The organism is Bradyrhizobium lablabi, assembly GCF_018131005.1.
Classification (GTDB): Bacteria; Pseudomonadota; Alphaproteobacteria; order Rhizobiales; family Xanthobacteraceae; genus Bradyrhizobium; species Bradyrhizobium lablabi_D.
This window is the reverse complement of the sequence record NZ_JAFCJK010000007.1, coordinates 310,109-336,334: the sequence shown is the minus strand read 5'-3', so window position 1 is coordinate 336,334 and position 26,226 is coordinate 310,109. Positions and strand designations below refer to the sequence as shown.

The 26,226-nt window shown below is 64.1% G+C and carries 27 protein-coding genes; 21 read left to right on the top strand and 6 right to left on the bottom strand.

The features are described 5' to 3' along the window. Positions 1-6: 6 nt before the first annotated feature. Entirely contained in the window at positions 7-1,218 is a 1,212-nt protein-coding gene (locus JQ553_RS23105; protein WP_212502308.1) for an MFS transporter, read from the top strand. Positions 1,219-1,253: 35 nt separating this feature from the next. Here the strand turns inward: JQ553_RS23105 and JQ553_RS23100 are convergent, their stop codons facing one another. Further along, the gene (locus JQ553_RS23100) at positions 1,254-2,339 is read right to left on the bottom strand and encodes an adenylate/guanylate cyclase domain-containing protein (RefSeq protein WP_212502307.1); all 1,086 of its coding nucleotides are present in this window, start codon (positions 2,337-2,339) and stop codon (positions 1,254-1,256) included. A gap of 211 nt (positions 2,340-2,550) precedes the next feature. Here JQ553_RS23100 and JQ553_RS23095 point away from each other — a divergent pair, with 211 nt between their 5' ends. Together JQ553_RS23095 and JQ553_RS23090 are read left to right on the top strand one after the other, a co-directional pair. Beyond that, entirely contained in the window at positions 2,551-3,009 is a 459-nt protein-coding gene (locus JQ553_RS23095) for an SRPBCC domain-containing protein (protein ID WP_212502306.1), read from the top strand. 122 nt (positions 3,010-3,131) lie between these two features. Next, a complete protein-coding gene (locus JQ553_RS23090; protein WP_212502305.1) occupies positions 3,132-3,476 on the top strand; it encodes a Lin0512 family protein in 345 nt (114 codons plus the stop codon). A 75-nt stretch (positions 3,477-3,551) separates the two neighbouring features. Here the strand turns inward: JQ553_RS23090 and JQ553_RS23085 are convergent, their stop codons facing one another. Then, entirely contained in the window at positions 3,552-4,421 is an 870-nt protein-coding gene (locus JQ553_RS23085; protein WP_212502304.1) for an SDR family oxidoreductase, read from the bottom strand. A gap of 77 nt (positions 4,422-4,498) precedes the next feature. Here JQ553_RS23085 and JQ553_RS23080 point away from each other — a divergent pair, with 77 nt between their 5' ends. From JQ553_RS23080 to JQ553_RS23035, 10 genes are all read left to right on the top strand, one after another. Further along, on the top strand, positions 4,499-5,203 hold the full coding sequence (locus tag JQ553_RS23080; RefSeq protein ID WP_212502303.1) for a glutathione S-transferase family protein: 705 nt from the start codon (positions 4,499-4,501) through the stop codon (positions 5,201-5,203). Positions 5,204-5,287: 84 nt separating this feature from the next. Next, complete coding sequence (locus tag JQ553_RS23075; protein ID WP_212502302.1) at positions 5,288-6,616, top strand: dicarboxylate/amino acid:cation symporter; 1,329 nt, start codon at positions 5,288-5,290, stop codon at positions 6,614-6,616. A 37-nt stretch (positions 6,617-6,653) separates the two neighbouring features. Then, positions 6,654-7,022, top strand: a complete 369-nt coding sequence (locus tag JQ553_RS23070; protein ID WP_212502301.1) for an ArsC family reductase — start codon at positions 6,654-6,656, stop codon at positions 7,020-7,022. Between the two features lie 321 nt (positions 7,023-7,343). Further along, positions 7,344-8,099: an ABC transporter ATP-binding protein gene (locus JQ553_RS23065; RefSeq protein WP_212502300.1), complete on the top strand. Its 756-nt coding sequence runs from the start codon at positions 7,344-7,346 to the stop codon at positions 8,097-8,099. Continuing rightward, positions 8,092-8,838: an ABC transporter ATP-binding protein gene (locus tag JQ553_RS23060; RefSeq protein ID WP_212502299.1), complete on the top strand. Its 747-nt coding sequence runs from the start codon at positions 8,092-8,094 to the stop codon at positions 8,836-8,838. Before JQ553_RS23065 ends, JQ553_RS23060 begins: the two co-directional genes overlap by 8 nt. A gap of 43 nt (positions 8,839-8,881) precedes the next feature. Beyond that, entirely contained in the window at positions 8,882-10,102 is a 1,221-nt protein-coding gene (locus JQ553_RS23055) for an ABC transporter substrate-binding protein (RefSeq protein ID WP_212502298.1), read from the top strand. A 63-nt stretch (positions 10,103-10,165) separates the two neighbouring features. Further along, positions 10,166-11,053, top strand: a complete 888-nt coding sequence (locus JQ553_RS23050; RefSeq protein WP_212502297.1) for a branched-chain amino acid ABC transporter permease — start codon at positions 10,166-10,168, stop codon at positions 11,051-11,053. Between the two features lies 1 nt (position 11,054). Then, complete coding sequence (locus JQ553_RS23045; protein WP_212502296.1) at positions 11,055-12,023, top strand: branched-chain amino acid ABC transporter permease; 969 nt, start codon at positions 11,055-11,057, stop codon at positions 12,021-12,023. A 152-nt stretch (positions 12,024-12,175) separates the two neighbouring features. Beyond that, positions 12,176-12,820, top strand: coding sequence for a DUF47 domain-containing protein (locus tag JQ553_RS23040; RefSeq protein WP_212502295.1), 645 nt, complete (start codon positions 12,176-12,178; stop codon positions 12,818-12,820). Positions 12,821-12,895: 75 nt separating this feature from the next. Then, complete coding sequence (locus tag JQ553_RS23035) at positions 12,896-13,900, top strand: inorganic phosphate transporter (protein ID WP_212502294.1); 1,005 nt, start codon at positions 12,896-12,898, stop codon at positions 13,898-13,900. Between the two features lies 1 nt (position 13,901). Here the strand turns inward: JQ553_RS23035 and sugE are convergent, their stop codons facing one another. After that, a complete protein-coding gene (sugE, locus tag JQ553_RS23030) occupies positions 13,902-14,216 on the bottom strand; it encodes a quaternary ammonium compound efflux SMR transporter SugE (RefSeq protein ID WP_212502293.1) in 315 nt (104 codons plus the stop codon). A 157-nt stretch (positions 14,217-14,373) separates the two neighbouring features. Between sugE and JQ553_RS23025 the strand changes: the two genes are divergently transcribed. The 8 genes from JQ553_RS23025 (at position 14,374) to der (ending at position 22,685) form a co-directional block, all read left to right on the top strand. Next, entirely contained in the window at positions 14,374-15,993 is a 1,620-nt protein-coding gene (locus JQ553_RS23025; protein WP_212502292.1) for a peptide chain release factor 3, read from the top strand. Between the two features lie 94 nt (positions 15,994-16,087). Continuing rightward, a complete protein-coding gene (locus JQ553_RS23020; RefSeq protein ID WP_212502291.1) occupies positions 16,088-16,687 on the top strand; it encodes a hypothetical protein in 600 nt (199 codons plus the stop codon). Positions 16,688-16,754: 67 nt separating this feature from the next. Continuing rightward, the gene (locus JQ553_RS23015; protein WP_212502290.1) at positions 16,755-17,339 is read left to right on the top strand and encodes an NnrU family protein; all 585 of its coding nucleotides are present in this window, start codon (positions 16,755-16,757) and stop codon (positions 17,337-17,339) included. 1 nt (position 17,340) lies between these two features. Next, complete coding sequence (gene panB / locus JQ553_RS23010) at positions 17,341-18,165, top strand: 3-methyl-2-oxobutanoate hydroxymethyltransferase (protein WP_212502289.1); 825 nt, start codon at positions 17,341-17,343, stop codon at positions 18,163-18,165. A 10-nt stretch (positions 18,166-18,175) separates the two neighbouring features. Then, complete coding sequence (locus JQ553_RS23005; RefSeq protein ID WP_212502288.1) at positions 18,176-19,771, top strand: class I adenylate-forming enzyme family protein; 1,596 nt, start codon at positions 18,176-18,178, stop codon at positions 19,769-19,771. A 176-nt stretch (positions 19,772-19,947) separates the two neighbouring features. Beyond that, on the top strand, positions 19,948-20,601 hold the full coding sequence (locus tag JQ553_RS23000) for a tetratricopeptide repeat protein (RefSeq protein WP_212502287.1): 654 nt from the start codon (positions 19,948-19,950) through the stop codon (positions 20,599-20,601). Positions 20,602-20,634: 33 nt separating this feature from the next. Continuing rightward, complete coding sequence (locus tag JQ553_RS22995; RefSeq protein ID WP_212502286.1) at positions 20,635-21,219, top strand: hypothetical protein; 585 nt, start codon at positions 20,635-20,637, stop codon at positions 21,217-21,219. 86 nt (positions 21,220-21,305) lie between these two features. Further along, positions 21,306-22,685 (top strand): ribosome biogenesis GTPase Der, encoded by a 1,380-nt coding sequence (der, locus tag JQ553_RS22990; protein WP_212502285.1) that lies wholly within the window; start codon positions 21,306-21,308, stop codon positions 22,683-22,685. A 110-nt stretch (positions 22,686-22,795) separates the two neighbouring features. Here the strand turns inward: der and JQ553_RS22985 are convergent, their stop codons facing one another. The 3 genes from JQ553_RS22985 to JQ553_RS22975 form a co-directional block, all read right to left on the bottom strand. After that, complete coding sequence (locus JQ553_RS22985) at positions 22,796-24,022, bottom strand: ABC transporter substrate-binding protein (RefSeq protein ID WP_212502284.1); 1,227 nt, start codon at positions 24,020-24,022, stop codon at positions 22,796-22,798. 153 nt (positions 24,023-24,175) lie between these two features. Beyond that, on the bottom strand, positions 24,176-25,312 hold the full coding sequence (locus JQ553_RS22980) for a hypothetical protein (RefSeq protein ID WP_212502283.1): 1,137 nt from the start codon (positions 25,310-25,312) through the stop codon (positions 24,176-24,178). Between the two features lie 165 nt (positions 25,313-25,477). Then, a complete protein-coding gene (locus tag JQ553_RS22975; RefSeq protein WP_212502282.1) occupies positions 25,478-26,218 on the bottom strand; it encodes an SDR family NAD(P)-dependent oxidoreductase in 741 nt (246 codons plus the stop codon). Between the last annotated feature and the right edge of the window lie 8 nt (positions 26,219-26,226).

Below are 26,226 nucleotides of genomic sequence, written 5' to 3'. Positions count from 1 at the left end.
TCGGGAATGACCAATTCTGCCTATCGCTGGGTGATCGTCGCGGCCGGCGGTCTGCTCGGCTGCGTCGCGATCGGTGGCATGTTCTCGCTGCCGGTGTTCCTGCAGCCGATGGCACGTGACACCGGCTGGTCGGTCACGGGCATATCCAGCGCCATGACGGTCGGTTTCCTTGCGATGGCCTTCACGAGCATGGCCTGGGGGACGCTGTCGGATCGACTGGGGCCGCTGCCCGTGGTGCTGACGGGATCAGTGGTGCTGGCGGCGAGCCTTGCGCTGGCGAGCCAGGCGCCGTCGCTGCTGGTGTTTCAGTTCGTGTTCGGCGTGATGGTCGGCGCCGCCACCGCCGCGATCTTTGCTCCGATGATGGCCTGCGTCACCGGCTGGTTCGACACCCATCGCAGCCTTGCGGTCTCGCTCGTGTCGGCAGGCATGGGCATGGCGCCTCTCACGATGTCGCCGCTCGCGGCCTGGCTCGTCTCGTACCACGACTGGCGGAGCTCGATGCTGATCGTTGCGGCCGTGGTCGCGGCGATCATGATCCCGGCCTCACTCCTGGTGCGGCGTCCGCCGGCTTTGGAAGGCGGGCAATCCTCCGCGGCAGTCGGGAGCGGCGAACCGGAGATGTCGCTTCCGCAGGCGCTGCGCTCGCCTCAATTCATCATCCTGCTCGCGACGAATTTCTTCTGCTGCGCCACTCATTCGGGGCCGATCATCCACACCGTTAGCTATGCGATCACCTGCGGCATCCCGATGATCGCGGCGGTAACGATCTACAGCGTCGAGGGACTTGCGGGGATGGGCGGCCGCATCGCGTTCGGCCTGCTTGGCGACCGCTTCGGAGCCAAGCGCGTGCTCGTGCTTGGCCTGCTTGCGCAGGCGTTCGGCGCGCTCGGCTACGTCTTCGTGCGCGAGCTCGCCGCATTCTACGCGGTGGCGGCGCTGTTCGGCTTCATCTATGCCGGCACCATGCCGCTCTATTCGGTGCTTGCGCGCGAGAACTTTCCGCTGCGGATGATGGGCACGGTGATCGGCGGAACGGCGATGGCAGGCAGTCTCGGCATGGCGACCGGACCGCTCGCCGGCGGTCTGATCTACGACACCTTCGCGAGCTACACATGGCTCTATGTCGGCTCCTGGGCCGTCGGCCTCGGCGCATTCCTGATCGCGCTGACCTTCCGCCCGTTCGCGATGCCGCGAACCGCGCCGGCGCCGGCATGAAGCCGGCATCCGGAGCGGGATCGCCGATGGTCAGCTCAATCGTCAGGCAGGGTGAACACCGTGCACGGCCTTGCGATCCCGCGCAACTGATGTGTTCCGAGCGCGACCAGGGGCATGTCGGTCTCGGCGGCGAGCGTATCGGATACGAGTACCGTCTTCTCGAGCGGCCGGCACAGTCCTTCCAGTCGGCTGACCAGATTGACGGCCGGGCCGATCGCCGTGAAGTCGAGACGGTCGGCGGCACCGATGTTGCCCCACAGCATCTCGCCGAGATGCAGCGCTACGCCGAAAGGCAGAGGCGTCAGTCCCTGCCGGCGCCGCTCCTGATCGAGATGGACCATCCCGACCCGCGCGGCGGAGACGGCGCGCAGCGCCGCCTCGCAGGCGTTGCGCGGGCTCGCGGTCACCGGAAAGATCGCAAGCACGCCGTCGCCGATGAACTTCAAAACCTCGCCGCCGAAGGCATGGATCGCGCCCGCGATGCGATCGAACCAGGCGTCGAGCGCCGCGATGACCTCGGCGGGCGGATGGCTTTCGGAGAGCGCGGTGAAGCCGCGCAAGTCGGCGTAGAGCAGGGCGGCCTTGATCGTCTCGCCGGTATTGCGCCGCAAGGGAGACGCCAGTACGCGCGCCGCGCTGCGTCGGCCGAGATAGGCTTCCAGCGCCGCCGACAACGTGGCGCGGGCCGCGAGCACGGCAAGCGGCGCCGCCGCGAAGCGCGCGACCTCGCGCAGCCGCTCGATCTCGTCGGCCGTGAACGGGCGCGGCCCGATCCAACCGAGCATGGGGCCATCCTGGGTTGGTCCGATCGTGTCCTCATGCGGAGAACCCGACGTGAGTTCGGCGAGCCATCGTCGTCCGGCAGATGGTCTTGCTTCACTGGTTGCCGCGAGACCCTCGGTTGCGAATCCGAGCGCCTCGATGACCTCGCCGCTGTCGGCGCGCCACAGCCAGGTGCGCCTTGCAATCAGCGGATGCGGAACATCGAGCGTGAGGGTTCCCCCCGCGAGTGGCAAGCCATCCGCGACGAGATGTGTGCCGAGTTCCGAAAGCCACTTGTCGGCGCCGGGGGACTCGGCAGCTGCGTCAACGAGCCAGGAAAGAGTCGCAGAAAGCTGCATCGCTCCATCATGAGGGTGACGCGCCGCCCTTGTCACGCGCTATCTCGAATTCCAGGCGCGCGAAGAGATGAGGACGCAACATTGTCGCGCGCTAGTTCTTTGTTTGAGCATGATCTCCGCGCAAACGCGACGCGTTTGTCGCGAGGGAAAACCGCTGCACACTTTTCCGGATCATGCTTTAGTTATCACCGGTCGCTTCATGGAGGTGTCGATGACAGAACCGCTCGTGGTCCGACGTGAATTGCAGATCGCCGCCCCGCCTGCGACGGTCTTCGCGTTCCTGACTGATCCGGAAAAGATCGTGAGCTGGATGGGTCTCGAGGCGACCACCGAGACGCATCCAGGCGGGCTCTATCTCCTCAAGGGCATCGGCGGCAGTCGCGCCAGAGTGGCGCGCGGTAAATTCCACGAGGTCGTGCCGGTCCATCGGCTTGCTTACAGTTTTGGGTGGGAGGATGGCGAAGAGGTGCCGCCCGGATCGAGCCTGATCGAGATCGATCTGGTCGACAAGGACAACGGCACGCTGTTGCGGATGACCCATAGCGGTCTTCCGAACGCGGCGCAGTGCGAGAGCCACGCCAAGGGATGGGCGCACTATCTCGGCCGCTTGGCCGTCGTGGCCTCCGGCCGGCATCCCGGTCCCGATATCGGTCCGGCGCAAAGTACCTGATCTTGGTCTCCGCGCCGCCGCAATGGGATCGAGCTAACCTGATCGTTGCATTGCTTGACGTTGCGGCCGCGGCGGTCAATGGAATGGCCGATCCTCTAGGTCAATCGCAACAGGAAGCTTTCATGACGCGCATACGCTGTATCACTGAAATGGGCATGGGTGTCGACGTTCACGGTCGCGATGCGACCAAGGCGGCCAGGCGCGCGGTCTCCGACGCCATCCGGCATTCGAGCCTCGGCTTCTTCCGCATGATCGGCAAGACCGCGAACGAGATGTTTGTCGATGTGACGATCGGCGTGCCGAACCCGGATGAAGTCGACACGGCGGCGGTCGCAAAGGAGTTGCCGTACGGCACCGCGACGGTGAGGGCGATCGCGGGCGGGCTCGAAATCCCGTCGGATCAGGGCAATGATCCCATCCTGATCGCGAATGCCGCCGTCATCGTCAGTTTCGATGACGGGAAATAATCGGTAGGTGGACAGCGCGAAGCGTCGCTGCGCCTTGCCTTTGTCTATCTTGCTGTCACTTGCGCAATGTTGAGCCTATTCGCCATCCCTGAAATAGTCCGGCTTGCCCGTGGTCCAGGTCTCACCCCAATGCTGGCTGCCGCCGTCGACGGTCAGCGTTTCGCCGGTGATGAAACTGCCGGAGGGGCCTGCGAGGTAAACGCTGGCTTCCGCGATGTCCCAGGGCGAGCCCGCGCGCATCATCGGATTGGAGCGCGGATAGGCCGCGCGCGCCTCCCTGGTGTAAACGTTCCAGCCCTCGGTCTCGATCGCGCCGGGTGCGATGCAGTTGACGCGGATGTTCAGTGGCGCCCATTCGACTGCGAGCGCGCGCGACAATCCGATCACGCCGGAACGTGCAGCAATGGAGTGAGCGACGCCGTAGAGGCCGTGGGTCGTGACCACGACGATGTTGACGATGCTGCCGCGAGCCTTGCGTTCGCGCCAGCGCTGCGCAGACGCCTGCATCATGTACCAGGTGCCGTTGAGATTGGTGTTGATCACGGCGTTCCAGCCCTTGATCGAGAAATCGATCGCGGCTTGCGGAAACTGCCCGCCAGCGCTGTTCACCAGCACGTCGACGCGGCCATGAGCGGCCCATGCCGCATCGAACATCGCGTTGACGGCGTTGGGCTCCTTGATGTCGGCGACATGCGCTGATGCCTTCAGGCCGCGGGCGGCAAGCTCGACAACCAGTGCATCGAGCTTACCCTGATCGCGGCCCACTGTGATGACATGAGCGCCCAATCGTGCAAGAAGCCAGACGATGGCGCGGCCGATGCCGCCGCTGCCGCCGGAGACGATCACGACCTGGTCCTTGAGCGTACCGGCCGCGAACACGGTCGGATGGACTGCGAGCTCGTCGTCCGAGAGCCCATGCCTTACCGGGGTCGGAGGATCTTTCATGGTCGACACGGCCCCTTGCGGCTTGCACTGACGTCCGTACATTAGCCACCCAACAACAACCAGGCAAAGACCATCAAATGGCCGACCTATCAGCCTTTCCCGTCACCAGCCGCTGGCCCGCCCGGCATCCCGACCGATTGCAGCTTTACTCGTTGCCGACGCCGAATGGGGTCAAGGTGTCGATCATGCTGGAGGAGATCGGGCTGCCTTACGAGGTGCATCTCGTCGACTTCAACAAGAATGACCAGAAGACACCGGAGTTCTTGTCGCTCAATCCGAACGGCAGGATTCCGGCAATCCTCGATCCCAATGGTCCCGGCGGCAAACCGCTGCCCTTGTTCGAGTCAGGGGCCATCCTGCAATATCTTGCGGAGAAGACCGGCAAAATGTTGCCTGAGGATGCCGCCCGGCGCTACGAGGCCATTCAGTGGGTTCACTTCCAGATCGGCGGCATCGGGCCGATGTTCGGCCAGATCGGATTCTTCCACAAGTTCGCCGGCAAGGACTACGAGGACAAGCGGCCACTGCAGCGCTACGCTGACGAATCGAAGCGTCTGCTCGGAGTGATGGAGACGCGTCTTAACGGCCGGCAGTGGTTCATGGACGATGACTACACCATCGCCGATATTTCCATGCTCGGCTGGGTGCGCAACCTCATTGGTTTCTATGGTGCGCGCGAGCTTGTCGAGTTCGATCAGTTCAAGCATGTTGCGGGTTGGCTTGAGCGCGGGCTCAAGCGGCCGGCGGTCGAGCGCGGGCTCAACATCCCGAAGCGGCCGTGACTGCGAATACGTAATTGTCGGCGGCGACTTCCCGTCTCGGATGTCGCCGCCAAGTCGGCACTTCCCACCCCCCGGGGACACCCCATGACCACAGACGCGATCAGGCCCGCTGTTCATCACCATCATCAGCCCTGGTACAAGATCCTCTATGTCCAGGTGCTGATCGCGATCGCACTCGGCATCCTGATCGGATATTTCTATCCCGATCTCGGCAAGTCGCTGAAGCCGCTCGGCGACGGTTTCATTGCGCTGATCAAGATGATGATCGCGCCGGTGATCTTCTGTACCGTGGTGCACGGCATCTCCTCGATGGGCGACCTCAAGCGTGTCGGCCGCGTCGGATTGAAGGCGCTGATCTATTTCGAGACGGTGTCGACAGTGGCGCTCGCCGTCGGCCTGCTGGTCGGCAGGACGTTGCAGCCCGGGAGGGGCTTCAACATCGATCCGGCCTCGATCGATACGAAGTCAGTTGCCAACTATGTAACGCAGGCGAAGGAGCAAGGCATCGTCGCGCACCTGATGGCGATCATTCCCGACAGCTTCTTCGGCGCGCTGGCGCGCGGCGACCTGCTGCAGGTGCTGCTGATCTCGATCCTGTCAGGGTTCGCCATCGCCTACATGGGCAAGGCCGGCGAGCCGATCGCGGCGGCAATCGACAAGGCCGCCAAGATGTTCTTCGGCATCATCCGCATCATCGTCCGCGTGGCGCCGCTCGGCGCATTCGGCGCCATGGCGTTCACGGTCGGCGCCTACGGTCTCGGCTCGCTGTGGAATTTGGCCGCGCTGATCGGCACCTTCTATCTCACCAGCATTCTGTTCGTGCTGATCGTGCTCGGTTCGATTGCGCGGCTGTCCGGTTTCTCGATCATCCGCTTCATCGCCTACATCAAGGACGAGCTGCTGATCGTGCTCGGCACGTCGTCGTCGGAGACCGTGCTGCCGCAAATGATCCAGAAGATGGAGCATCTCGGCGCTTCGCGCTCGGTGGTCGGCCTCGTGATCCCGACCGGCTACAGCTTCAATCTCGACGGCACCAACATCTACATGACGCTGGCGACGCTGTTTCTGGCGCAGGCGACCAACACGCCTCTGACGATCTGGCAGGAGCTCGGCATTTTGGGCATTGCCATGATCACGTCGAAGGGGGCGTCAGGGGTCACCGGCGCAGGCTTCATCACGCTGGCGGCGACGCTGTCGATCGTGCCCGACATTCCGATCCAGTCGATCGCCATCCTGGTCGGCATCGACAAGTTCATGAGCGAGTGTCGCGCGCTGACCAATCTGATCGGCAACGGCGTCGCCTGCGTCGTGATCAGCCTGTCGGAAGGCGAGCTCGACAAGGAGGCACTGCACGAGACCATGGCGCACCCGCTCGAACTCGGCGAAGCGCTTGAGCCGGGGGGCGGGGGATAAGCCGCGAACACTAGGAGTACGGTAAGGCAGGGGAGCGATGGCGATCACGATCTACGGCATCAAGAATTGCGACACGATGAAGAAGGCGCGCGCCTGGCTCGATGACCACGGCCTCGCATACGACTTTCACGACTACAAGACCGCCGGCATCGGCAAGGACAAGCTCAAGCAATGGAGCGACGAGGTCGGGTGGGAGACGCTGCTCAACCGCGCCGGCACCACCTTCAAGAAGCTGCCTGACAGCGAGAAGGAAGGGTTGAACGAGCGCAAGGCGCTCGCGCTGATGGCGGAGCAGCCGTCGATGATCAAGCGCCCGGTGCTCGATCTCGGGGCCAGGCGCGTGGTCGGCTTCAAGCCGGATCTCTACGCGAAGGAAGTGCCCGCGAAGGCGCGCAAGAAGGACTAGGTGAGCGCGTCGAGACGTTGCGGATCGCCGTTCTAAGGATCAAAGCAGGTACGGGTTCGGCGCGACCTCTCAGCCGGGCGCGCTTTCGACGCGCAAAGTGCGACCGAACGTCATTCGACTAAGGGTGAACCGGAACCGGATACTGTCGTCGCCGTCGCACAGCTTTCCGCCTTGCGTAACTGGCTCGGATGACGGCATATTCCGGCCCGGAGGCGGCGGTTCACGGGACGGTTTCCAGGACGTCTCGGATCATGTCGGGCACGAGAAAAACCGGTCACGCGAGCGAGAGGCCTCGCAGCGATGGCTTATGGGGGAATTTGTTTGGCCGATGAGTTCATTCTCGAAACCCACGGATTGACCAAGGAATTCGCGGGTTTCTTCGCCGTTCGCGACGTCGCGCTGAAGGTGCGTCGCGGCAGTATCCATGCGTTGATCGGGCCGAACGGCGCCGGCAAGACGACATGTTTCAACCTGCTGACCAAATTCTTGAAGCCGTCGGCAGGCCAGATTCTCTACAAGGGGCAGGACATCACCGCAATGCAGCCGGCCGATGTGGCGCGGCTCGGACTCGTGCGCTCGTTCCAGATCTCTGCGGTATTCCCGCATTTGACGGCGCTCGAGAACGTCCGCGTTGCATTGCAGCGCCAGCACGGCTCGTCCTTCGACTTCTGGCGCTCCAAGAGCGTGCTTGACCGCTATAATGGGCGCGCTCGCGAGCTGCTGAACGACGTCGGCTTGAGCGAGTTCGCCAACACGCCGGCGGTCGAGATGCCCTATGGCCGCAAACGCGCACTTGAAATTGCAACGACGCTAGCGCTCGACCCGGAGATGATGCTGCTCGACGAGCCAATGGCCGGGATGGGCCACGAGGACATCGACAAGATCGCCGCCCTGATCAAGCGCATTTCCGCCAAATACACCATCTTGATGGTCGAACATAATCTTTCGGTCGTGGCCAATCTGTCGGACATCATCACCGTGCTGACGCGCGGACAGGTGCTGGCGGAGGGCAACTACGCCGACCTCTCCAAGGATGAGCGCGTGAAGGAAGCCTATTTGGGAGCGGGTCATGGCTGACGCGAAACTGGCGGAAGCCCCGGCAAAGGCCGCCGGCGGCGCGGAGGTGCTCTCGGTCAGGGACCTGCAGGCGTGGTACGGCGAGTCCCACATTCTTCACGGTATCAATTTCAACGTGAAGGCCGGCGAGGTGGTGACGCTGCTCGGCCGCAATGGCGCCGGCAAGACCACGACGCTGAAGGCGGTCATGGGCATCATCGGCAAGCGCACCGGCTCGATCCGATTCGACAATCAGGAGATCATCCGCGCCTCGTCCGACCGGATCGCGCGGAAGGGAATCGCATTCTGTCCCGAGGAGCGCGGCATCTTCGCGAGTCTCGACGTGCGCGAGAACCTGCTACTGCCGCCGGTCGTGCGCCCGGGCGGTCTGTCGCTGGAGCAGATCTTCGCTCTGTTTCCGAACCTGAAGGAACGCCTCTATAGCCAGGGCACCAAGCTCTCCGGCGGCGAGCAGCAGATGCTGGCGATTGCGCGCATCCTGCGCACCGGGGCGCGCTTCCTGATGTTGGACGAGCCGACCGAAGGTCTCGCGCCCGTCATCATCCAGCAGATCGGCCACACCATCGCGCGGCTGAAATCCGAAGGCTTCACCATCCTTTTGGTCGAGCAGAACTTCCGCTTCGCCTCGACCGTCGCCGACCGCTACTACATCGTCGAGCACGGCAAGGTGATCGACGGCTTCGCCAATTCCGAGCTGTCGGCCAATATGGACAAGCTCCATACCTATCTCGGCGTCTGAAATCGCCGGGAACCACTTAGTTTGAAGACGAGGAAATTACAAAATGAAGACCAAGATTTCAGCGCTACTGCTCGGCACCGCGCTAACGCTCGCCTCCGCAAGCCTCGCGGCTGCGCAGGACAAGACGGTGAAGATCGGCGCGCTGTCCGATCAGTCCGGTCTCTACGCCGACCTCGGCGGCCCCGGCTCGACCCTCGCTGCGCAGATGGCGGCCGAGGATTCGGGCCTGAAGGCCAAGGGCTGGAAGATCGAGATCGTCTCCGGAGACCACCAGAACAAGCCCGACATCGGCACCACCATTGCCCGTCAGTGGTTCGACGTCGACAAGGTCGACGTGATCGTCGACGTGCCGAATTCCGGCGTCGCGCTCGCGGTCAACAATGTGGTGAAGGAGAAGAACGGCGTCTACATCAACTCGGGTGCCGCGACATCGGACCTGACCAATGCGCAGTGCTCACCGAACACGGTGCATTGGACTTACGACACCTACATGCTCGCGCACACGACGGGGCAGGCGCTGGTGAAGGCCGGCGGCGATACCTGGTTCTTCCTGACCGCGGACTACGCCTTCGGCGCAGCGCTCGAGCGCGACACCACGGCCGTCGTTACCGCCAATGGCGGCAAGGTGCTCGGCGGCGTCAAGCACCCGCTCAACACTTCGGACTTCTCGTCCTTCCTGCTGCAGGCGCAGTCGTCCAAGGCCAAGATCATCGGCCTCGCCAATGCCGGCGGCGACACCACCAATTCGATCAAGCAGGCCGCCGAATTCGGTATCGTCAAAGGCGGCCAGAAGCTGGCGGCGCTTCTGCTCTTCCTGACCGACGTGAAGGCGATCGGTCTCGAGACTGCGCAGGGCCTGAACTTCACCGAGACGTTCTACTGGGACATGAACGACCAGACCCGCGCGTTCTCCAAGCGCTTCGCCGAGCGGATGAAGAACGGCGCGCCGCCGACCATGGTGCAGGCCGGCGTCTATGCAGGCTTGCTGCATTACTTCAAGGCGCTGGACGCGCTCGGCGGCAATCCGCATGACGGCGTCAAGGTGGTGGAGAAGATGAAGGCGATCCCGACCGACGACGCCCTGTTCGGCAAGGGCGAGATCCAGCCCAATGGCCGCACCATCCACACCGCCTATCTGTTCGAGGTGAAGAAGCCTTCGGAGTCAAAGGGCCCGTGGGATTTCTACAAGCTGGTCGGCTCCGTACCGGGCGACCAGGCGTTCACGCCGCTGTCCGAGAGCAAATGCGCATTGCTGAAAAAGTGACGATCATGCTCGCTGGTCATGGCCTGACCGGCGGGCTTCATCCGGGTATCGAAAGCTGATCCGATGCAGGCTCTTTACGCACAGCTTCTGGTGGGACTGATCAACGGCTCGTTCTACGCGCTGCTCAGTCTGGGGCTCGCCGTTATCTTCGGCATGCTCAACATCATCAATTTCGCGCATGGCGCGCTCTACATGATGGGCGCCTTCACGGCGTATTTCCTGCTCAGTCTGGGGGGCCTCGGATACTGGTGGGCGTTGATCATCGCGCCGATCGTGGTGGGAATCTTCGGCATGATCCTCGAGCGGACCATGCTGCAGTGGCTGGCAGGGCTCGACCATCTCTACGGACTGCTGCTGACCTTCGGCATCGCGCTGATCGTGCAGGGCGTGTTCCAGAACTATTTCGGCTCCTCCGGTCTGCCCTATGCGATTCCAGATTACCCGCAGATCGGAGACTGGCGCGGGCTGCAGGGCGGCATCAATCTCGGCTTCATGTTTCTGCCGATCTATCGCGGCTGGGTCGTCATCTTCTCCCTCGTCGTATGCTTCGCTACCTGGTTCCTGATCGAGAAGACGCAGCTCGGCGCCTACCTGCGCGCCGCCACCGAGAACCCGACGCTGGTGCGCGCCTTCGGCATCAACGTGCCGCGCATGATCACGCTCACCTACGGCCTCGGCGTCGGCCTTGCCGCGCTCGCGGGCGTGCTGTCGGCGCCGATCAACCAGGTCCGCCCGCTGATGGGCGCCGATCTGATCATCGTCGTGTTCGCGGTGGTCGTGATCGGGGGCATGGGCTCGATCATGGGATCGATCATCACCGGCTTCGCGCTCGGCGTGATCGAGGGACTGACCAAGTATTTTTATCCCGAAGCCTCCAACACCGTGGTGTTTGTCCTGATGGTGCTGGTGCTGCTGGTGAAACCGACGGGACTGACGGGACGGGCGGCCTGATATGTCAGCATTGACCGACGATACGCTTCCGGTGACCCCGCGCGCGATGCGCGACGAGATGATCGTGTTCGCCGCCATGGCTTTGCTGCTGGCGCTCGTGCCGTTTACCGGGATCTATCCTTTCTTCGTCATGCAGGCGCTGTGCTTTGCGCTGCTCGCTTGCGCCTTCAACCTTCTGATCGGCTATGGCGGCCTGCTGTCGTTCGGCCATGCCATGTTCCTCGGCACCGCCGGCTACGTGACGGCGCATGCGCTCAAGGTCTGGGCACTGCCGCCCGAACTCGGCATCGTGATCGGCACCGCGGCGGCGACCTTGCTCGGCCTCGTCACGGGGTACATCTCGATCCGCCGCCAGGGCATCTATTTCTCGATGATCACGCTGGCGCTGTCGCAATTGCTCTACTTCATCTACCTGCAGGCGCCTTTTACCCACGGCGAGGACGGCATTCAGGGCATTCCGCAGGGCCATCTGTTCGGTTTCCTCGACCTCTCGAAGCCGACGGTGCTCTACTACGTCGTGCTCGCCGGCTTCCTTGGTGGCTTCCTCGTGATCTATCGCACCATCAATTCGCCGTTCGGCGAGGTGCTCAAGTCGATCCGCGAGAACGAGCAGCGGGCGATCTCGCTCGGCTATAAGACCGATCAGTACAAGCTGCTTGCCTTCATCATCTCGGGCACCCTCGCGGGCTTCGCCGGTTCGCTGAAGGTGTTCGTCGCGCAGAACGCCTCGCTCACCGACGTGCATTGGACGATGTCCGGCGAAATCGTGCTGATGACGCTGGTCGGCGGCCTCGGCACCATCTTCGGGCCCGTGGTCGGCGCGTTCGTGATCATTGCCATGCAGCAATATCTCGCCAGCTACGGCCAGTGGGTGACGGTCATCCAGGGCGTGATCTTCGTGGCCTGCGTGCTGACCTTCCGCCGTGGCCTGATCGGAGAAATCGCTCATTTCCTGCGGCGGTCGCTGTAGAGCAGGGGGCGGCATCGGGGCATTTTAGGGCTGACAAAGCGGTGGATGACCGCCCGTTTGGGCAGCCAACGCCGGATGCTTCTCCGCGAAATGTTCTATGACAGTTTTGTGACGGGTCGCCCCATGCCCCTCCCGAACGATGGAACTGACCTATGCTGCGCTGGTTTCGCGCCTTTTTGCCCAAAGAGGAACGGTTCTTCGACCTGTTCGCCCGGCACGCCAGGACCTCGGTGAGCTGCGCGATCGCGCTCCAGGACATGCTGAAGGGCGGCGACGAGACGCCGGTCTATTGCCAGCGCGTCAACCAGTTCGAGAACGACGCCGACAATATCACCCGCGAGGTTCTGACCGCGGTTCGCCGCACCTTCATCACCCCGTTCGACCGCGGCGACATCAAGAACCTGATCACGTCGATGGACGATGCCGTCGACCAGATGCAGCAGACGGCCAAGGCGGTCGTGCTGTTCGAAGTGCGCGCGTTCGAGCCGCCGATGCGGGAGATGGGAGCTTTGATCGTCGAATGCGCCAACCTGGTCGTCCGCGCTCTACCGCTGCTGCAATCGATCGGCCAGAACGTCTCTATGCTGACTCTGATCACCGAGGAGTTGACTAAACTTGAGGGCCGCGTCGACGACCTCCATGACATCGGGCTGAAGGAGCTGTTCCTCAAACATCGTCACGCCAACACCATGGACTTCATCGTCGGCGCGGAGATCTACGACCATCTCGAGAAGGTGGCCGACCGCTTCGACGACGTCGCCAACGAGATCAATTCGATCGTGATCGAGCAGGTCTGAGCATGATCCGGAAAAGTGTGCGGTGGTTTCCCGAGAATATCTTGCTCGAACAGCTGCTGTAGGATAGGGCACCACGTGGACGCCGCGCTCGGTTTTCCCGTACTGGTCATTCTGATCGCGGTCGCGCTGCTGTTCGACTTCCTGAACGGCCTGCATGACGCCGCGAACTCGATCGCGACCATCGTCTCGACCCGCGTGTTGCGGCCGCAATACGCGGTGTTCTGGGCGGCATTTTTCAACTTCGTCGCGTTCCTGGTGTTCGGCCTTCACGTCGCCAACACCATCGGCACCGGCATCATCGATCCGAGCGTGGTCGATGCGACCGTGATCTTCGCCGCGCTGGTCGGGGCGATCGTCTGGAACGTGGTCACCTGGGCGCTCGGCATCCCCTCATCGAGCTCGCATGCGCTGATCGGCGGCCTGGTCGGCGCCGGCGTGGCGAAGGCGGGGATTTCGGCCGCGGTGTGGAGCGGGCTGTCGAAGACGCTGCTCGCGATCGTGCTGTCCCCGCTGGTCGGCTTCCTGCTCGCGCTGGTGCTGGTTGCGATCGTGTCCTGGCTGTCGGTGCGCTCGACGCCGTTTGTGGTGGATCGGGCCTTCCGCATCCTGCAGTTCGCCTCGGCCTCGCTCTATTCGCTTGGCCACGGCGGCAACGATGCGCAGAAGACCATGGGCATCATCGCCGTGCTGCTCTACTCGCAGGGCCATATCGGCGAAGAGTTCGAAATCCCGTTCTGGGTGGTGCTGGCCTGCCAGACCGCGATGGCGCTGGGCACGCTGATGGGCGGCTGGCGGATCGTGCGCACCATGGGCCTGCGGATCACGAAGCTGACGCCGATGCAGGGGTTCTGTGCCGAGACCGGCGGTGCCGCGACCCTGTTCATGGCGACCTATCTCGGGATCCCGGTGTCGACAACGCACACCATCACCGGCGCGATCGTCGGCGTCGGCGCAGCGCGGCGGCTCTCGGCGGTACGCTGGAACGTGGCAAGCTCGATCGTCTACGCCTGGGTGATTACAGTTCCGGCTTCCGCCGCGGTCGCAGCAGCGACCTATTGGGCGGTGCTGGTTCTGCGGTGAATCAGGCGACGAGCTTCAGCCCGACGATGCCGGTGACAATGAGTCCGATGCTGGCCAGCCTCAGGGCGGTCGCCGGTTCGCCGAACAGGATGATGCCGAGGGCCGCGGTGCCGACCGCGCCGATCCCGGTCCAGACCGCATAGGCGGTTCCAATCGGCAATGACTTGAGCGCGACGCCGAGCAGGATGACGCTTCCGGCCATCGCCGCGAGCGTAAGTACCGATGGCACGATGCGCGAGAAGCCGTCGGTGTATTTGAGCCCGATGGCCCAGCCGATCTCGAGCAGGCCGGCGGTAAACAGAATGGCCCACGCCATAGCGAACCCTCCAGAAAAGGCAGGGTCGTCCCCGCTGGTGGTGTCGTGGTGAGAAGGTCGTCCTTCCCACAGGGCATATGGGCATTGCCTTGCCGACGCGCAAAGCGACAAATCGCCCTTGATTGCGCCCGTTTTCCCTGCCAAACGGCACACCGCCATGTCCGACCTGTCAATTGCAACCAAATCGTCGTCCCACTCGCCGCTTTCAGAGGAAGTGGCGCGACGGCGCACATTCGCGATCATCTCGCATCCGGATGCCGGCAAGACCACGCTGACCGAGAAACTCCTGCTGTTCGGCGGCGCGATCAATCTCGCCGGCCAGGTCAAGGCCAAGGGTGAGCGGCGCAACACGCGTTCGGACTGGATGAAGATCGAGCGCGAGCGCGGCATTTCGGTCGTCACCTCGGTGATGACCTTCGAGTTCAACAACCTCGTGTTCAATCTTCTGGATACGCCGGGTCACGAGGACTTTTCGGAAGATACCTACCGAACGCTGACCGCGGTCGACTCCGCCGTGATGGTGATCGACGCCGCCAAGGGCATCGAGGCCCGCACGCGCAAACTGTTCGAGGTGTGCCGTCTCCGCGACATTCCGATCATCACCTTCATCAACAAGATGGATCGCGAGAGCCGCGACACCTTCGAACTCCTGGATGAGATCGAGAAGACGCTGGCGCTCGACACCACGCCGATGACGTGGCCGGTCGGGCGCGGCCGCGACTTTCTCGGCACCTACGACGTCGCCAATGGCGGCGTGCGCCTGCTCGAAGGCGGTGGCGCCAAGACCGGGCAGGCCGAGCAGATCGACATCGCCGATCTTGGCGCCCGCAATCCCAATCTCGACGTCGCCGGGGTCAAGGACGAACTCGAGCTGGTCTCGGACGCCTGCAAGCCGTTCGAGCTTGAAGCGTTCCGCGAGGGGCATCTGACGCCGGTTTATTTTGGCAGCGCGCTGCGCAATTTCGGCGTCGGCGACCTGCTCGAGGGCCTCGGCAAGTTCGCGCCCGCGCCGCGCGCGCAGGATTCCGACCTGCGCAAGGTCGAGGCGGCCGAGCCGCGCATGAGCGCCTTTGTGTTCAAGATCCAGGCCAACATGGATCCGAACCACCGCGACCGCATCGCCTTCGCGCGGCTGTGCTCGGGCAAGCTCAGCCGCGGCATGAAGGCGAAGCTCGTGCGCACCGGCAAGAACATGAGCCTGTCGAGCCCGCAGTTCTTCTTCGCGCAGGATCGCTCGGTGGCGGACGAGGCCTTTGCCGGCGACGTGGTCGGCATTCCCAATCACGGCACGCTGCGGATCGGCGACACCCTGACCGAAGGCGAGGACCTCACCTTCGTCGGCGTGCCGAGTTTCGCTCCCGAAATTGTCCGCCGCGTGCGCCTGACCGATGCGATGAAGGCAAAGAAGCTGAAAGAGGCCCTGCAGCAGATGTCGGAGGAGGGCGTCGTGCAGGTGTTCCGACCGCGCGACGGCGCGCCGGCCCTGGTCGGCGTGGTTGGTCCGCTGCAACTCGACGTGCTGAAGGCACGGCTCGACGCGGAATACTCGCTGCCGGTCGAGTTCGAAGTGTCCGAATTCCAGCTCGCGCGCTGGGTGTCCTCCGACGACCGCAAGAAGCTCGACGCGTTCGTCGCCGCGAACACTTCCGGCATCGCGGACGACGTCGACGGCGATCCCGTGTTCATGGCGAAGAACGAGTTCTATCTCGGCTATACGCGCGAGCGCGCCGAGGGCATTACCTTCTCCAACGTCAAGGACGTCAAGAAACGGGCGTAGCGCCCGTCGCGGAACGCGGGGACGTGAACGCGGAACCGCTTGAACCGGTCGGGGGCACGGCTCATTTAAGAGGGGTCCCATCGAGGGCTCGCGCATGTTCCTACGCATCGTGCTCTGTCTGATTGCTGCGATCGGCCTTTCGGCCGCGGCCGAAGCGCAGATGAATCAGGTTAATCCGGTACCGTTCGCGCACACCCCGTGTAGCGTGTTCGACAGCGAGCCGTGCGCTCCGTCCGTTTGCAGCGTCTTCGGGCCCTGGCCATGCCTTCCCGAAATGGACTACCCCTACGGGGAAAACCTTCAGCTCACGATCCTGACCGTGCCGCCGCAGGACCAGGCGGCAAAGTACCGGAAACCGGATCATGATCTCAATACCATCGGCGATCTCTTCGCTGCGCTGCGCGCCTGCTGGTCGCCGCCGCCGGCCGACAACGCACGCGAGGGCATGCAGATGTCGGTGCGGTTCAGCTTCAAGCGGTCAGGCGACATGATCGGCGCGCCGCGGATGACTTTTGCCACGTCGGGCGTCCCCTCCGACACGCGCGCGACCTATCTCAACGCCATCAATGCCTCGCTCGACGCCTGTTTGCCGCTGAAATTCACCAATGGCCTCGGCGGCGCGCTGGCAGGCCGCCCGATCGCGATCCGCTATGTCGACAATCGCGAGCTTCCCAAGCAGGCGCAAAAGCCCTGACGGATTGCGCTCCGCCGCCCGAAAATGATAGGCGAGGCCATAAACGGAGCACGGCAGGGAGAACGTCGTGGGACTGCTGGTGATGATCCTGGGCCTGGTGCTGTTTTTCGGCGTCCATAGCCTCACCACCCAGCGCGAGCTGCGGGCGCGTTTGGTGACTGCGATGGGCGACGGCGGTTACAAGATCGCCTATTCGCTGCTGTCGGCCGCGGGGCTCGCGTTGATCGTCTGGGGCTTTGCGCATTACCGCGCCACCGGCTGGATCGACGTCTGGACGCCGCCGACCGCGTTCAAGCACATCACGGTGGCGCTGATGCTTCCCGCCGTCATCATGGTGGTGGCGTCCTATGTCCGCGGCCGCATCTACCAGGCGCTCAAGCATCCGTTGCTTTCGGGCATCAAGCTGTGGGCGGCCGCGCATCTGCTCGCCAATGGCGATCTCGGCTCGATCATCCTGTTCGGTTCGTTTCTCGGCTGGGCGGTGTTCGACCGCATCACGCTGAAGCACCGCGCGGATGCCGGCGGGCCGCCGATCCCGGTCGGCGGGCCGAGCAATGACCTTATCGCCATCGCCGTCGGCGTCGTCGCCTATCTGGCGCTGGGATTCGCATTTCATCCGGTCGTGATCGGCGTACCGGTCTTTGGAGGTTAACATGTCGGTTCAATCAGCCGTCCGGCGCAAGACCGCGCCCGAGATCCGCGCCCGCAAGAATGGCGAGCCGATCGTGATGCTCACCTCGTACCACGCGCACACGGCGGCGCTGGTCGATCGGCACTGCGATGTGATCCTGGTCGGCGACTCCCTCGGCAATGTCATGCACGGTTTCGAGACGACCGTGCCCGTAACGCTCGACATGATGATCCTGCAGGGGCGCGCGGTGATGCGCGGTTCGAAGCAGGCGCTCGTCGTGGTCGACATGCCCTTCGGCACCTACGAGGCCTCGAAGGAGCAGGCGTTCCACTCCGCCGTGCGCATCTTGAAGGAGACGCAGTGCGGTGCGGTGAAGCTCGAGGGTGGCGTACGCATGGCCGAGACGGTGGCCTTCCTGTCCGAGCGCGGCATTCCGGTGATGGGCCATATCGGGCTGACGCCGCAATCGATCAACACGCTCGGCTCGTTCCGCGCGCAGGGCCGCGAGGAGGCAGGCTGGGCGCCGATCGAGACCGATGCGAAGGCGATCGCGCAAGCCGGGGCATTCTCGATCGTGATCGAGGCGGTAGCCGAGCCGCTGGCGCGCAAGATCACGCAGTCGATCGACGTTCCGACCATCGGCATCGGTGCGAGCGCGGCCTGCGACGGCCAGGTGCTGGTGCTCGAGGACATGCTCGGCCTGTCGCCCCGGGCGCCGAAATTCGTGCGACGCTATGGCAATCTCGGGCCGCTGATCGAGGAGGCGATCCAGGGCTATGCGCGCGACGTACGCGGCCGCGCCTTTCCAGGCCCCGAGCACGTCTACGACATGAAGAAAGTGACCTGACGAGGTGACCATGGACTGGGCGCAGCATTCCATTCCACCAATGCGGCTCGAGCCGCGGTTCGGCGATCGCGTCGTGCTGGCGTTTCGCGAGCGGCCGGACAGCCTCTGGGCGATGATCGCCGAGGCGGTCGCGCATAACGGCGACGGCGAGGCGCTGATCTGTGGCCGCACGCGTCTGACCTGGCGCGAGGTTGCGCTGCAATCGGCAAAGGTGGCGCAGGGCTTTCGCAAGCTCGGACTCCAGAGCGGCGACCGCGTCGCGATCCTGCTCGGCAATCGCATCGAATTCGTGTTGACCATGTTCGCCGCGGTCCATGCCGGCTTGGTGACGGTCTTGCTCTCGACTCGCCAGCAAAAGCCCGAGATCGCCTACGTGCTCGCGGACTGCGGCGCGAAGCTTCTGGTTCACGAGGCCACGCTCGCCGACCGTGTGCCGGATGCGGCCGACGTTCCCGACCTGCTTCACCGCATCTCCGCCAGCGACGACGACGCGTCGCAGTTTGCCGGCCTGCTCGACAATGCCCCCGCGCCGGCTCCGGAGGAGGTGCGGGAAGAGGACATCGCGATGATCCTCTACACCTCGGGCACGACCGGGCGCCCGAAGGGTGCCATGCTGGCCCATTGCAACATCATCCATTCCTCGATGGTGTTCGTGTCTGCCTTGAAGCTGACGAAAGCGGATCGCTCGATCGCGGCGGTGCCGCTCGCTCATGTCACGGGCGTCGTCGCCAACATCACGACCATGGTCCGCTGCGCCGGCGCGCTGATCATCATGCCCGAGTTCAAGGCCGCGGAATATCTGAAGATCGCCGCACGCGAACGCGTCACCTACACCGTGATGGTGCCTGCGATGTACAATCTCTGCCTGCTGCAACCGGACTTCGACAGCTACGACCTCTCGAGCTGGCGCATCGGCGGGTTCGGCGGCGCGCCGATGCCGATCGCGACCATCGAGAAGCTCGGCGCCAGGATTCCCGGGCTGAGGCTTGCGAACTGCTACGGCGCGACGGAGACCACGTCGCCTTCGACCATCATGCCCGGCGAGTTGACCGCCGCTCATATCGACAGCGTCGGCCTGCCGTGTCCGGGCGCCGAGATCATCGTGATGGGCCCGGACGGCCGCGAGCTGCCGCGCGGCGAGATCGGCGAGATCTGGATCCGCAGCGCCTCCGTCATCAAGGGCTATTGGAATAATCCGAAAGCGACGGCGGAGAGCTTCACCGCCGGCTTCTGGCACTCCGGCGATCTCGGTTCGATCGACGATCGGAATTTTGTCCGCGTGTTCGACCGCCAGAAGGACATGATCAACCGCGGCGGCCTCAAGATCTATTCGGCCGAGGTCGAGTCGGTTCTGGCAGGCCATCCCGCCGTGGTCGAGAGTGCGATCGTTGCAAAGCCGTGCCCGGTTCTCGGCGAGCGAGTGCACGCCGTAATCGTGACCCGCGCGGAGGTCAACGCCGAGAGCCTGCGCGCGTGGTGCGCCGAGCGGCTGTCGGATTACAAGATCCCCGAGACGATGGCGCTGACCACGGACCCGCTGCCGCGCAACGCCAATGGCAAGGTGATTAAACGGGCCTTGCGCGAGGCGATGGCTGCAGGGGCGTAGATTCACGTTTCCTGCGAGCGGGCGAGGAAGTACACCTCTCCACCGTTAACGCTTTGATCCGCCTCGCTTTGCCTTGCCACCGCCACACCGTTAGGGTAACGCCGCCGCGATAGGGGATCGGGCCCCGGGTGGGCCGGCCCGAGGCGCGCGCCCCCTTGGGGATGGGATTGCATTAAGTGTCTGAATTTTTTGACGAAGTCGATGAGGATGTCCGTCGCGAGCAGCTCAAGAAGCTGTGGGACAAATACTCGATCTATATCGTCGCGCTTGCGATCCTGATCGTCGCCGGCGTGGGCGGCTGGCGTGGCTATGAATATCTCGAAGCCAAGAAGGCCGCCGAGGCAGGCGCCGCATTCGATCGCGCCGTGGAACTTTCCGAGCAGAACAAGCACGCCGAGGCGGAAGCTGCCTTCGCCGATCTGGCTGCCAGGGCGCCGTCCGGCTACCGCGTGCTGGCGCGGCTGCGCATGGCCGCCGAGGTCGCAACCCGCGACCCGCAGGCCGCCGTCAAGCTGTACGACGAGATCGCCGCCGACCGCAGCGTCGGCGCGGCCGAGCAGGACCTGGCGCGCATCCGCGCCGCGCAATTCGTGTTGGACAGCACGACCTATCCGAACATGCTGCAACGGCTTGAGCCGGCTACAACACAGGGTTCGACCTTCCGCCACACCGCGCGCGAGATGCTGGCGCTGTCGGCCTGGCGCGCCAACGACGCCACCGCCGCGCGGCAGTGGCTGGACCTGATTGCCAATGACGGCGACACGCCGCCGAGCTTGCGCGCGCGCGCCGAGGCGCTGCAAGCTTTGTTGCCGCCGGTCGCCAAGAGCTGAAGAAGAGCTGACGACTTGAGTGAGAGATCGACCATGCGCCGCTCGCAACGACTGATCGCAGCCGCCGTCGCTGTCGCACTTTGCAGCGTGCTGGCCGGCTGCGGCGGCGGCGGCATGGCCAATTTCGACCCGAGCGATCTCCTCGACTTCCTCGACAGCAAGAAGAAGCTGCCGGGCGAGCGCAAGCCGGTATTCCCCGAAGGCGTGCCGGGCCTCGAGCAGGGCGTGCCGAAGGATTTGTACAAGGGCGCCAATCAGGGCCAGCTCAACCAGCAAAATGCCGACGCGGCTGCGACCGCCACGGCGACGCCGCCCCCAGAGCCGCCGAAACCATCGAAGAAGAGCGCAAAGGGCAAGGCCAAGCCGGCATCCGCCGAGGCGGCGACCACGGCGCCGGCGACAGATCAGGCCGCCACTCCCGACGCCGCGGCCTCGGAGGAGGGCGCGCCTGCCGCGTTGCCGCCGGAGCCGAAGCCGAAGAAGGTCGTCCACCGTCGCACCACGGCGCCGCCGCCCGACCAGCCGGCGCAGCAGCCCGCCGCGCAACCGCAGCCAGCGCAACAACAATCCGCCTCGCCGTTCCCCGCACCGCTACCGAGCGGCGGTTTCACGCGTTAGACCACGATCCGCCGCCCAGCGTGGGCCGACAGCTATCTCGATTCAGCTCATTGACTCGCGCTTGATAGTTAGCGCTTGGATTGTCCATGTCTTTCACGATCGCCATTATCGGCCGGCCAAATGTCGGTAAATCGACGCTGTTCAACCGCCTTGTCGGGCAAAAGCTCGCGCTGGTCGATGACGAACCCGGCGTCACGCGCGACCGCCGCGAGGGGCAGGCCCGGCTCGGGGATCTCGAATTCACCATCATCGACACCGCGGGCCTCGACGAGGGCGCCAAGGGCTCGCTCACGGCGCGCATGCAGGAGCAGACCGAGACCGCGATCGAGCTTGCGGACGCGCTGATGTTCGTGATCGACGCACGCGTCGGCCTGACGCCAACCGACCGCGCCTTTGCCGACTTTGCCCGCCGCGCCAACAAGCCCGTGGTGCTGGTCGCCAACAAGGCCGAGGGCAAGCATGGCGAGATCGGAGCGATGGAATCATACGCACTGGGCCTGGGCGATCCGATCCAGATCTCCGCCGAGCATGGCGAGGGCCTGGGCGATCTCTACGATGCGCTGAGTCCGCTGATGCCGGAGACGTCTGACGACGAGGTCGACGAGTCCCACGAGGGCGAAGAGGATGAGGAGCTCGCGCAGCGTCCGATCCGCGTCGCCATCGTCGGCCGGCCCAATGCCGGCAAGTCGACGCTGATCAACCATCTGCTCGGCGAGGAGCGGCTGCTGACCAGCCCCGAGGCTGGCACCACCCGCGATTCCATCTCCGTCGAGATCACCTGGCAGGGTCGCGCCTTCCGTGTGTTCGACACCGCAGGCCTAAGGCGCCGCTCGCGCATCGATGAGAAGCTCGAAAAACTCTCGGTGGCCGATGCGCTGCGCGCGGTGCGCTTCGCCGAAGTCGTCGTGCTGATGATGGACGCGCAGAACAAGTTTGAGGAGCAGGACCTGCGCATCGGCGACCTGATCGAGCGCGAGGGCCGGGCGATCGTGCTTGCGGTCAACAAATGGGACCTCGTCGAGCGCAAGGCCAACCAGATCTCGGCGCTGCGTGCCGATGCCGATCATTGGCTGCCGCAGGTCAAGGGCGTGCCCGTTGTTGCCGTGTCCGGCCTGATGGGCGAAGGCATTGATCGCCTGATGACTGCAATCGAGGAGGCCTATGCGGTCTGGAACCGCCGGGTGCCGACATCGGCGCTCAATCGCTGGTTCGAGCAGGCGATCCAGGCGAACCCGCCGCCCGCCGTTTCGGGCCGCCGGCTGAAGCTGAACTACATCACGCAGGTCAAGGCGCGGCCGCCGAGCTTCGCGCTGTTCTGCTCGCGTGCCGATGCAATCCCGCAATCCTACCTGCGCTATCTCACCAACTCGCTGCGCGAGGCCTTCGAGTTGCCGGGCACGCCGGTCAGGATCGCGCTGCGCGAGAAGGCCAATCCGTTCGCCCACAAGCGCAAGCGGCGTGGCTGACGACGAGTATTCGAAAAGGTAGGGTGGGTTAGCCGAAGGCGTAACCCACCGATGTCTTGGCGCTGTCGCCGGCGGGCTAAGCCTTCGCTAACCCACCCCACACATCCCGCTTACTTCTTCACCAGCGGGCACTCGCTGGCCTCGAGCGGCTTGGCCGCATCTTCCGGCGGAATGGTGGCGATCAGCTTGTAATAGTCCCACGGATACTTGGATTCTTCCGGCTTCTTCACCTCGAACAGATAGGCCGGAATGATGCGGCGGCCGTCGGCACGCAGCGGGCCCTTGCCGAACAGCGGATCGTCGGTCGGCAGTTCCTTCATCTTGGCGACGACCTTGGCGCCGTCATGCGGGTTGCCGCCGAGCGCTTCCAGCGCCTTCAGGTAATGCAGCACGGCGGCGTAATTGCCGGCCACCGTCATCGAGGGCATCATGCCCTTGGGCGATACCTTTGCGAAGCGCTTCGACCATTCACGGGTCTTGTCGTTCATATCCCAATAGAAGGATTCCGTGAAGGTCAGCCCATGCGCGGTCTTCAAGCCGAGCGAATGCACGTCGGTGATGAAGAGCAGCAGCGCCGCCAGCTTCTGGCCGGCCGCAACGATGCCGAATTCGCTCGCCTGCTTGATCGAATTGGTGGTATCGCCGCCCGCATTGGCGAGACCGACCACCTTGGCTTTAGATGACTGCGCCTGCAGCAGGAACGAGGAGAAGTCGGAGGTGTTGAGCGGATGCTTGACGCTGCCGAGCACCTTGCCGCCATTGGCGGTCACGACCGCCGACGTGTCGCGCTCCAGCGCATGGCCGAAGGCATAATCCGCAGTGAGGAAGAACCAGCTGTCGCCACCGGCCTTGGTCAGCGCCTTGCCGGTGCCGTTGGCGAGCATGTAGGTGTCGTAGGTGTAGGAGATCGTGTTCGGCGTGCAGGCCTTGCCGGTGAGATCGGCGGTGGCGGCGCCGGAGTTGAGCAGCACCGCGTTCTTTTCCTTGACCACGTTGCTCACCGCGAGCGCGACGCCGGAGTTCGGCGTATCCGCGATCACGTCGACCTTCTCATTGTCGATCCACTGCCGCGTGATGTTGACGCCAACGTCCGGCTTGTTCTGGTGATCGCCACTGAGCACGTCGATCTTCCAGCCTTTGGCGACAAGGCCGGAATCTTCAACCGCCATCTTGATCGCGGCCACCGAGTTCGGGCCGCCGATGTCGGCATAGAGGCTCGACATGTCGTTCAGCACGCCGATCTTGACGGTCTTGTCCTGGGCGAGTGCGGGTGTCGCAAGGCCGAATGCGGCACAAGCGAGAAGCGCGGCGTAACGCCGCGCGAGCGTCGTCGTCATGAAATTCCCTCCACTGTGAAATGTCCGGGCAGCTCTCTTGTTTGGAGCCTTTGGTCCCGTGGCCTGGGTCCCGCTTACCCTGTCCTGGGGCAACCGGCAATCCGTCTAAAGCCGGATGATGCTGCGTCGAAGCGTCATCCGGCGGAGGCTGTGTTATTTCAAGGCATCCGAGGTCAGCTTGAATTTCTGGATGCGCTTTCCGGTATCGACTTCCGCGGTATAGACGTTGCCCTTGGCGTCGATAGCCATGGCGTGCACCCAGTGGAACTGCCCGGCATTGCGGCCGTTGCGGCCGAAGCCGCCCACCACGCTGCCGTCGTCGCGCTTGATGACGCGAATCTCGTTGTTCTCGCCGTCGGCACTGAGCAGGTAAGTCTGCTTCGGATCGGGCCAGATCGCGATGTCCCACACCGCGCCGTTGCCGAGCGTGTTCTTCTCGAAGAAGAACTCCTTCACAAACGTGCCGTCCTTCTTGAACACCTGGATGCGGTTGTTAATGCGGTCGCAGACATAGACGAGCCCGTCATTGGCGAGCTTCACGCAATGCACGGGGTTGGCGAATTGCTGCGACACTGGCGCCTTGGGGTCGTAAGGCGGTTGCTTGTCGTCGTTGGGCTTGTTGCCGTAGGCGCCCCAATGCCGCTTGTACGCGCCGGTGGTCGCGTCGAACACGATGACGCGGCGATTACCGTAGCCGTCGGCGACGTAGATCTCGTTGGCCTCCTTGTCGATCGCGGTCTCTGCGGGCTTGCCGAGCTGGGTGGTATCGTTGGAGCCCTTGCTCGGTGCGATCGAACCGATCTGCGAGACGAACTTGCCGTCGAGCGTGAATTTGAGGATCGCGTTGTCGTTGTCGGCATTGCCGCCGATCCAGACGAAGCCGCGCTCGTCGACTTCGATGCCGTGCTCGCGGCCGACCCATTCATAGCCTTCGCCACCGCCGCCCCAGGAGCGCAGCAGGTTGCCGTCCGCGTCGAATTCGAGCACAGGAGGAGCCGAGACGCAGCACTTCGAGCGCGGCGGGTTGAGGCTTGCGCCTTTCTCGTCATCGGTCAGTGAGCGCGGGCGATGGATCACCCAGATATGCCCCTGCCAGTCGACGGTGATGCCGCCGACCTGGCCAAGGATCCAGTTGTTCGGCAGCGGCTTCGGCCACGATGCATCGACCGCGAAGGTCGGGATGTCGCCGGCCTGCGACGGTGCGGGCAGGCCGATGAGGGCTGCGGATGCGATGCAGGCGGAGATGATTCCCGACAGAACGGAGCGCGCGCGATTGAACGTCGGCGTCATGATGCCTCCCATGATTTTTCTTGGCGGTTTGTCCCGCGTGGGAGCGCAGTCAATCGTGGGGAGGGAATTGAGTCAACTGCCGCGGCCGTCAATGCGAACGACGGGAGGCAATCCATGCTTCGCCAAGCGGCAGGGTGGATTGCGTCGCTTCGCTCGCAATGACAGCTAAGCCGGCGGCTGAAAACCCATCAGCCTGCGCGCCTTGTAGTCGTAGAGCTTGCCGGTCTCGGTCCAGTCAGGCGAACACATCGGCACGATGAATTCGGCGGCCATTGCCGGCGTGTCCAGCGTCATCGGGTCCTCGCCGGGAAACACAGCGGCGCGCATCCGGGTGCGGATCGGGCCGGGGCTGAACAGGTTGACGCGCAACTTCGTGTTCGCCGTTTCGTTCGCCCAGGAGCGCACCAGCGCTTCCAGCGCGGCCTTCGATGCCGCATAGGGGCCGAGATAGGCGTTGGCCTTGTGCGCCGCGCCCGAGGTGACGAACACCGCGCGGCCGGCGTCGGAAACTTTCAGCAGCGGGTCCATGCAGCGGATCAGCTGGAAGTTTGCGGTAACGTTGATTGCGAACACGTCGTTCCACGGCTTCAATTCGATATGGCCGAGCGGCGAGGAGGGGCCGGGTGTGCCCGCATTGCCGACGAGGATGTCGAGCTTGCCATGGCGCTCGTGCAGCGCGAGCCCGAGGCGCGCAATGCCCTCGTAGTCGGTCAGGCTGAGCGGCACCAGCGTGGCGCTGCCGCCGTCCTTTCTGATCTCATCGTCGAGCTCTTCGAGCCCGCCCTGCGTCCGCGCCACCGCCACGACATGCGCGCCGGCTTTTGCCAACGCGACCGCGGTGGCATAGCCGATGCCGCGCGAGGCGCCGGTCACGAGGGCGATACGGGAGGCGAGGGGTTTTGTCATGTCTGTCC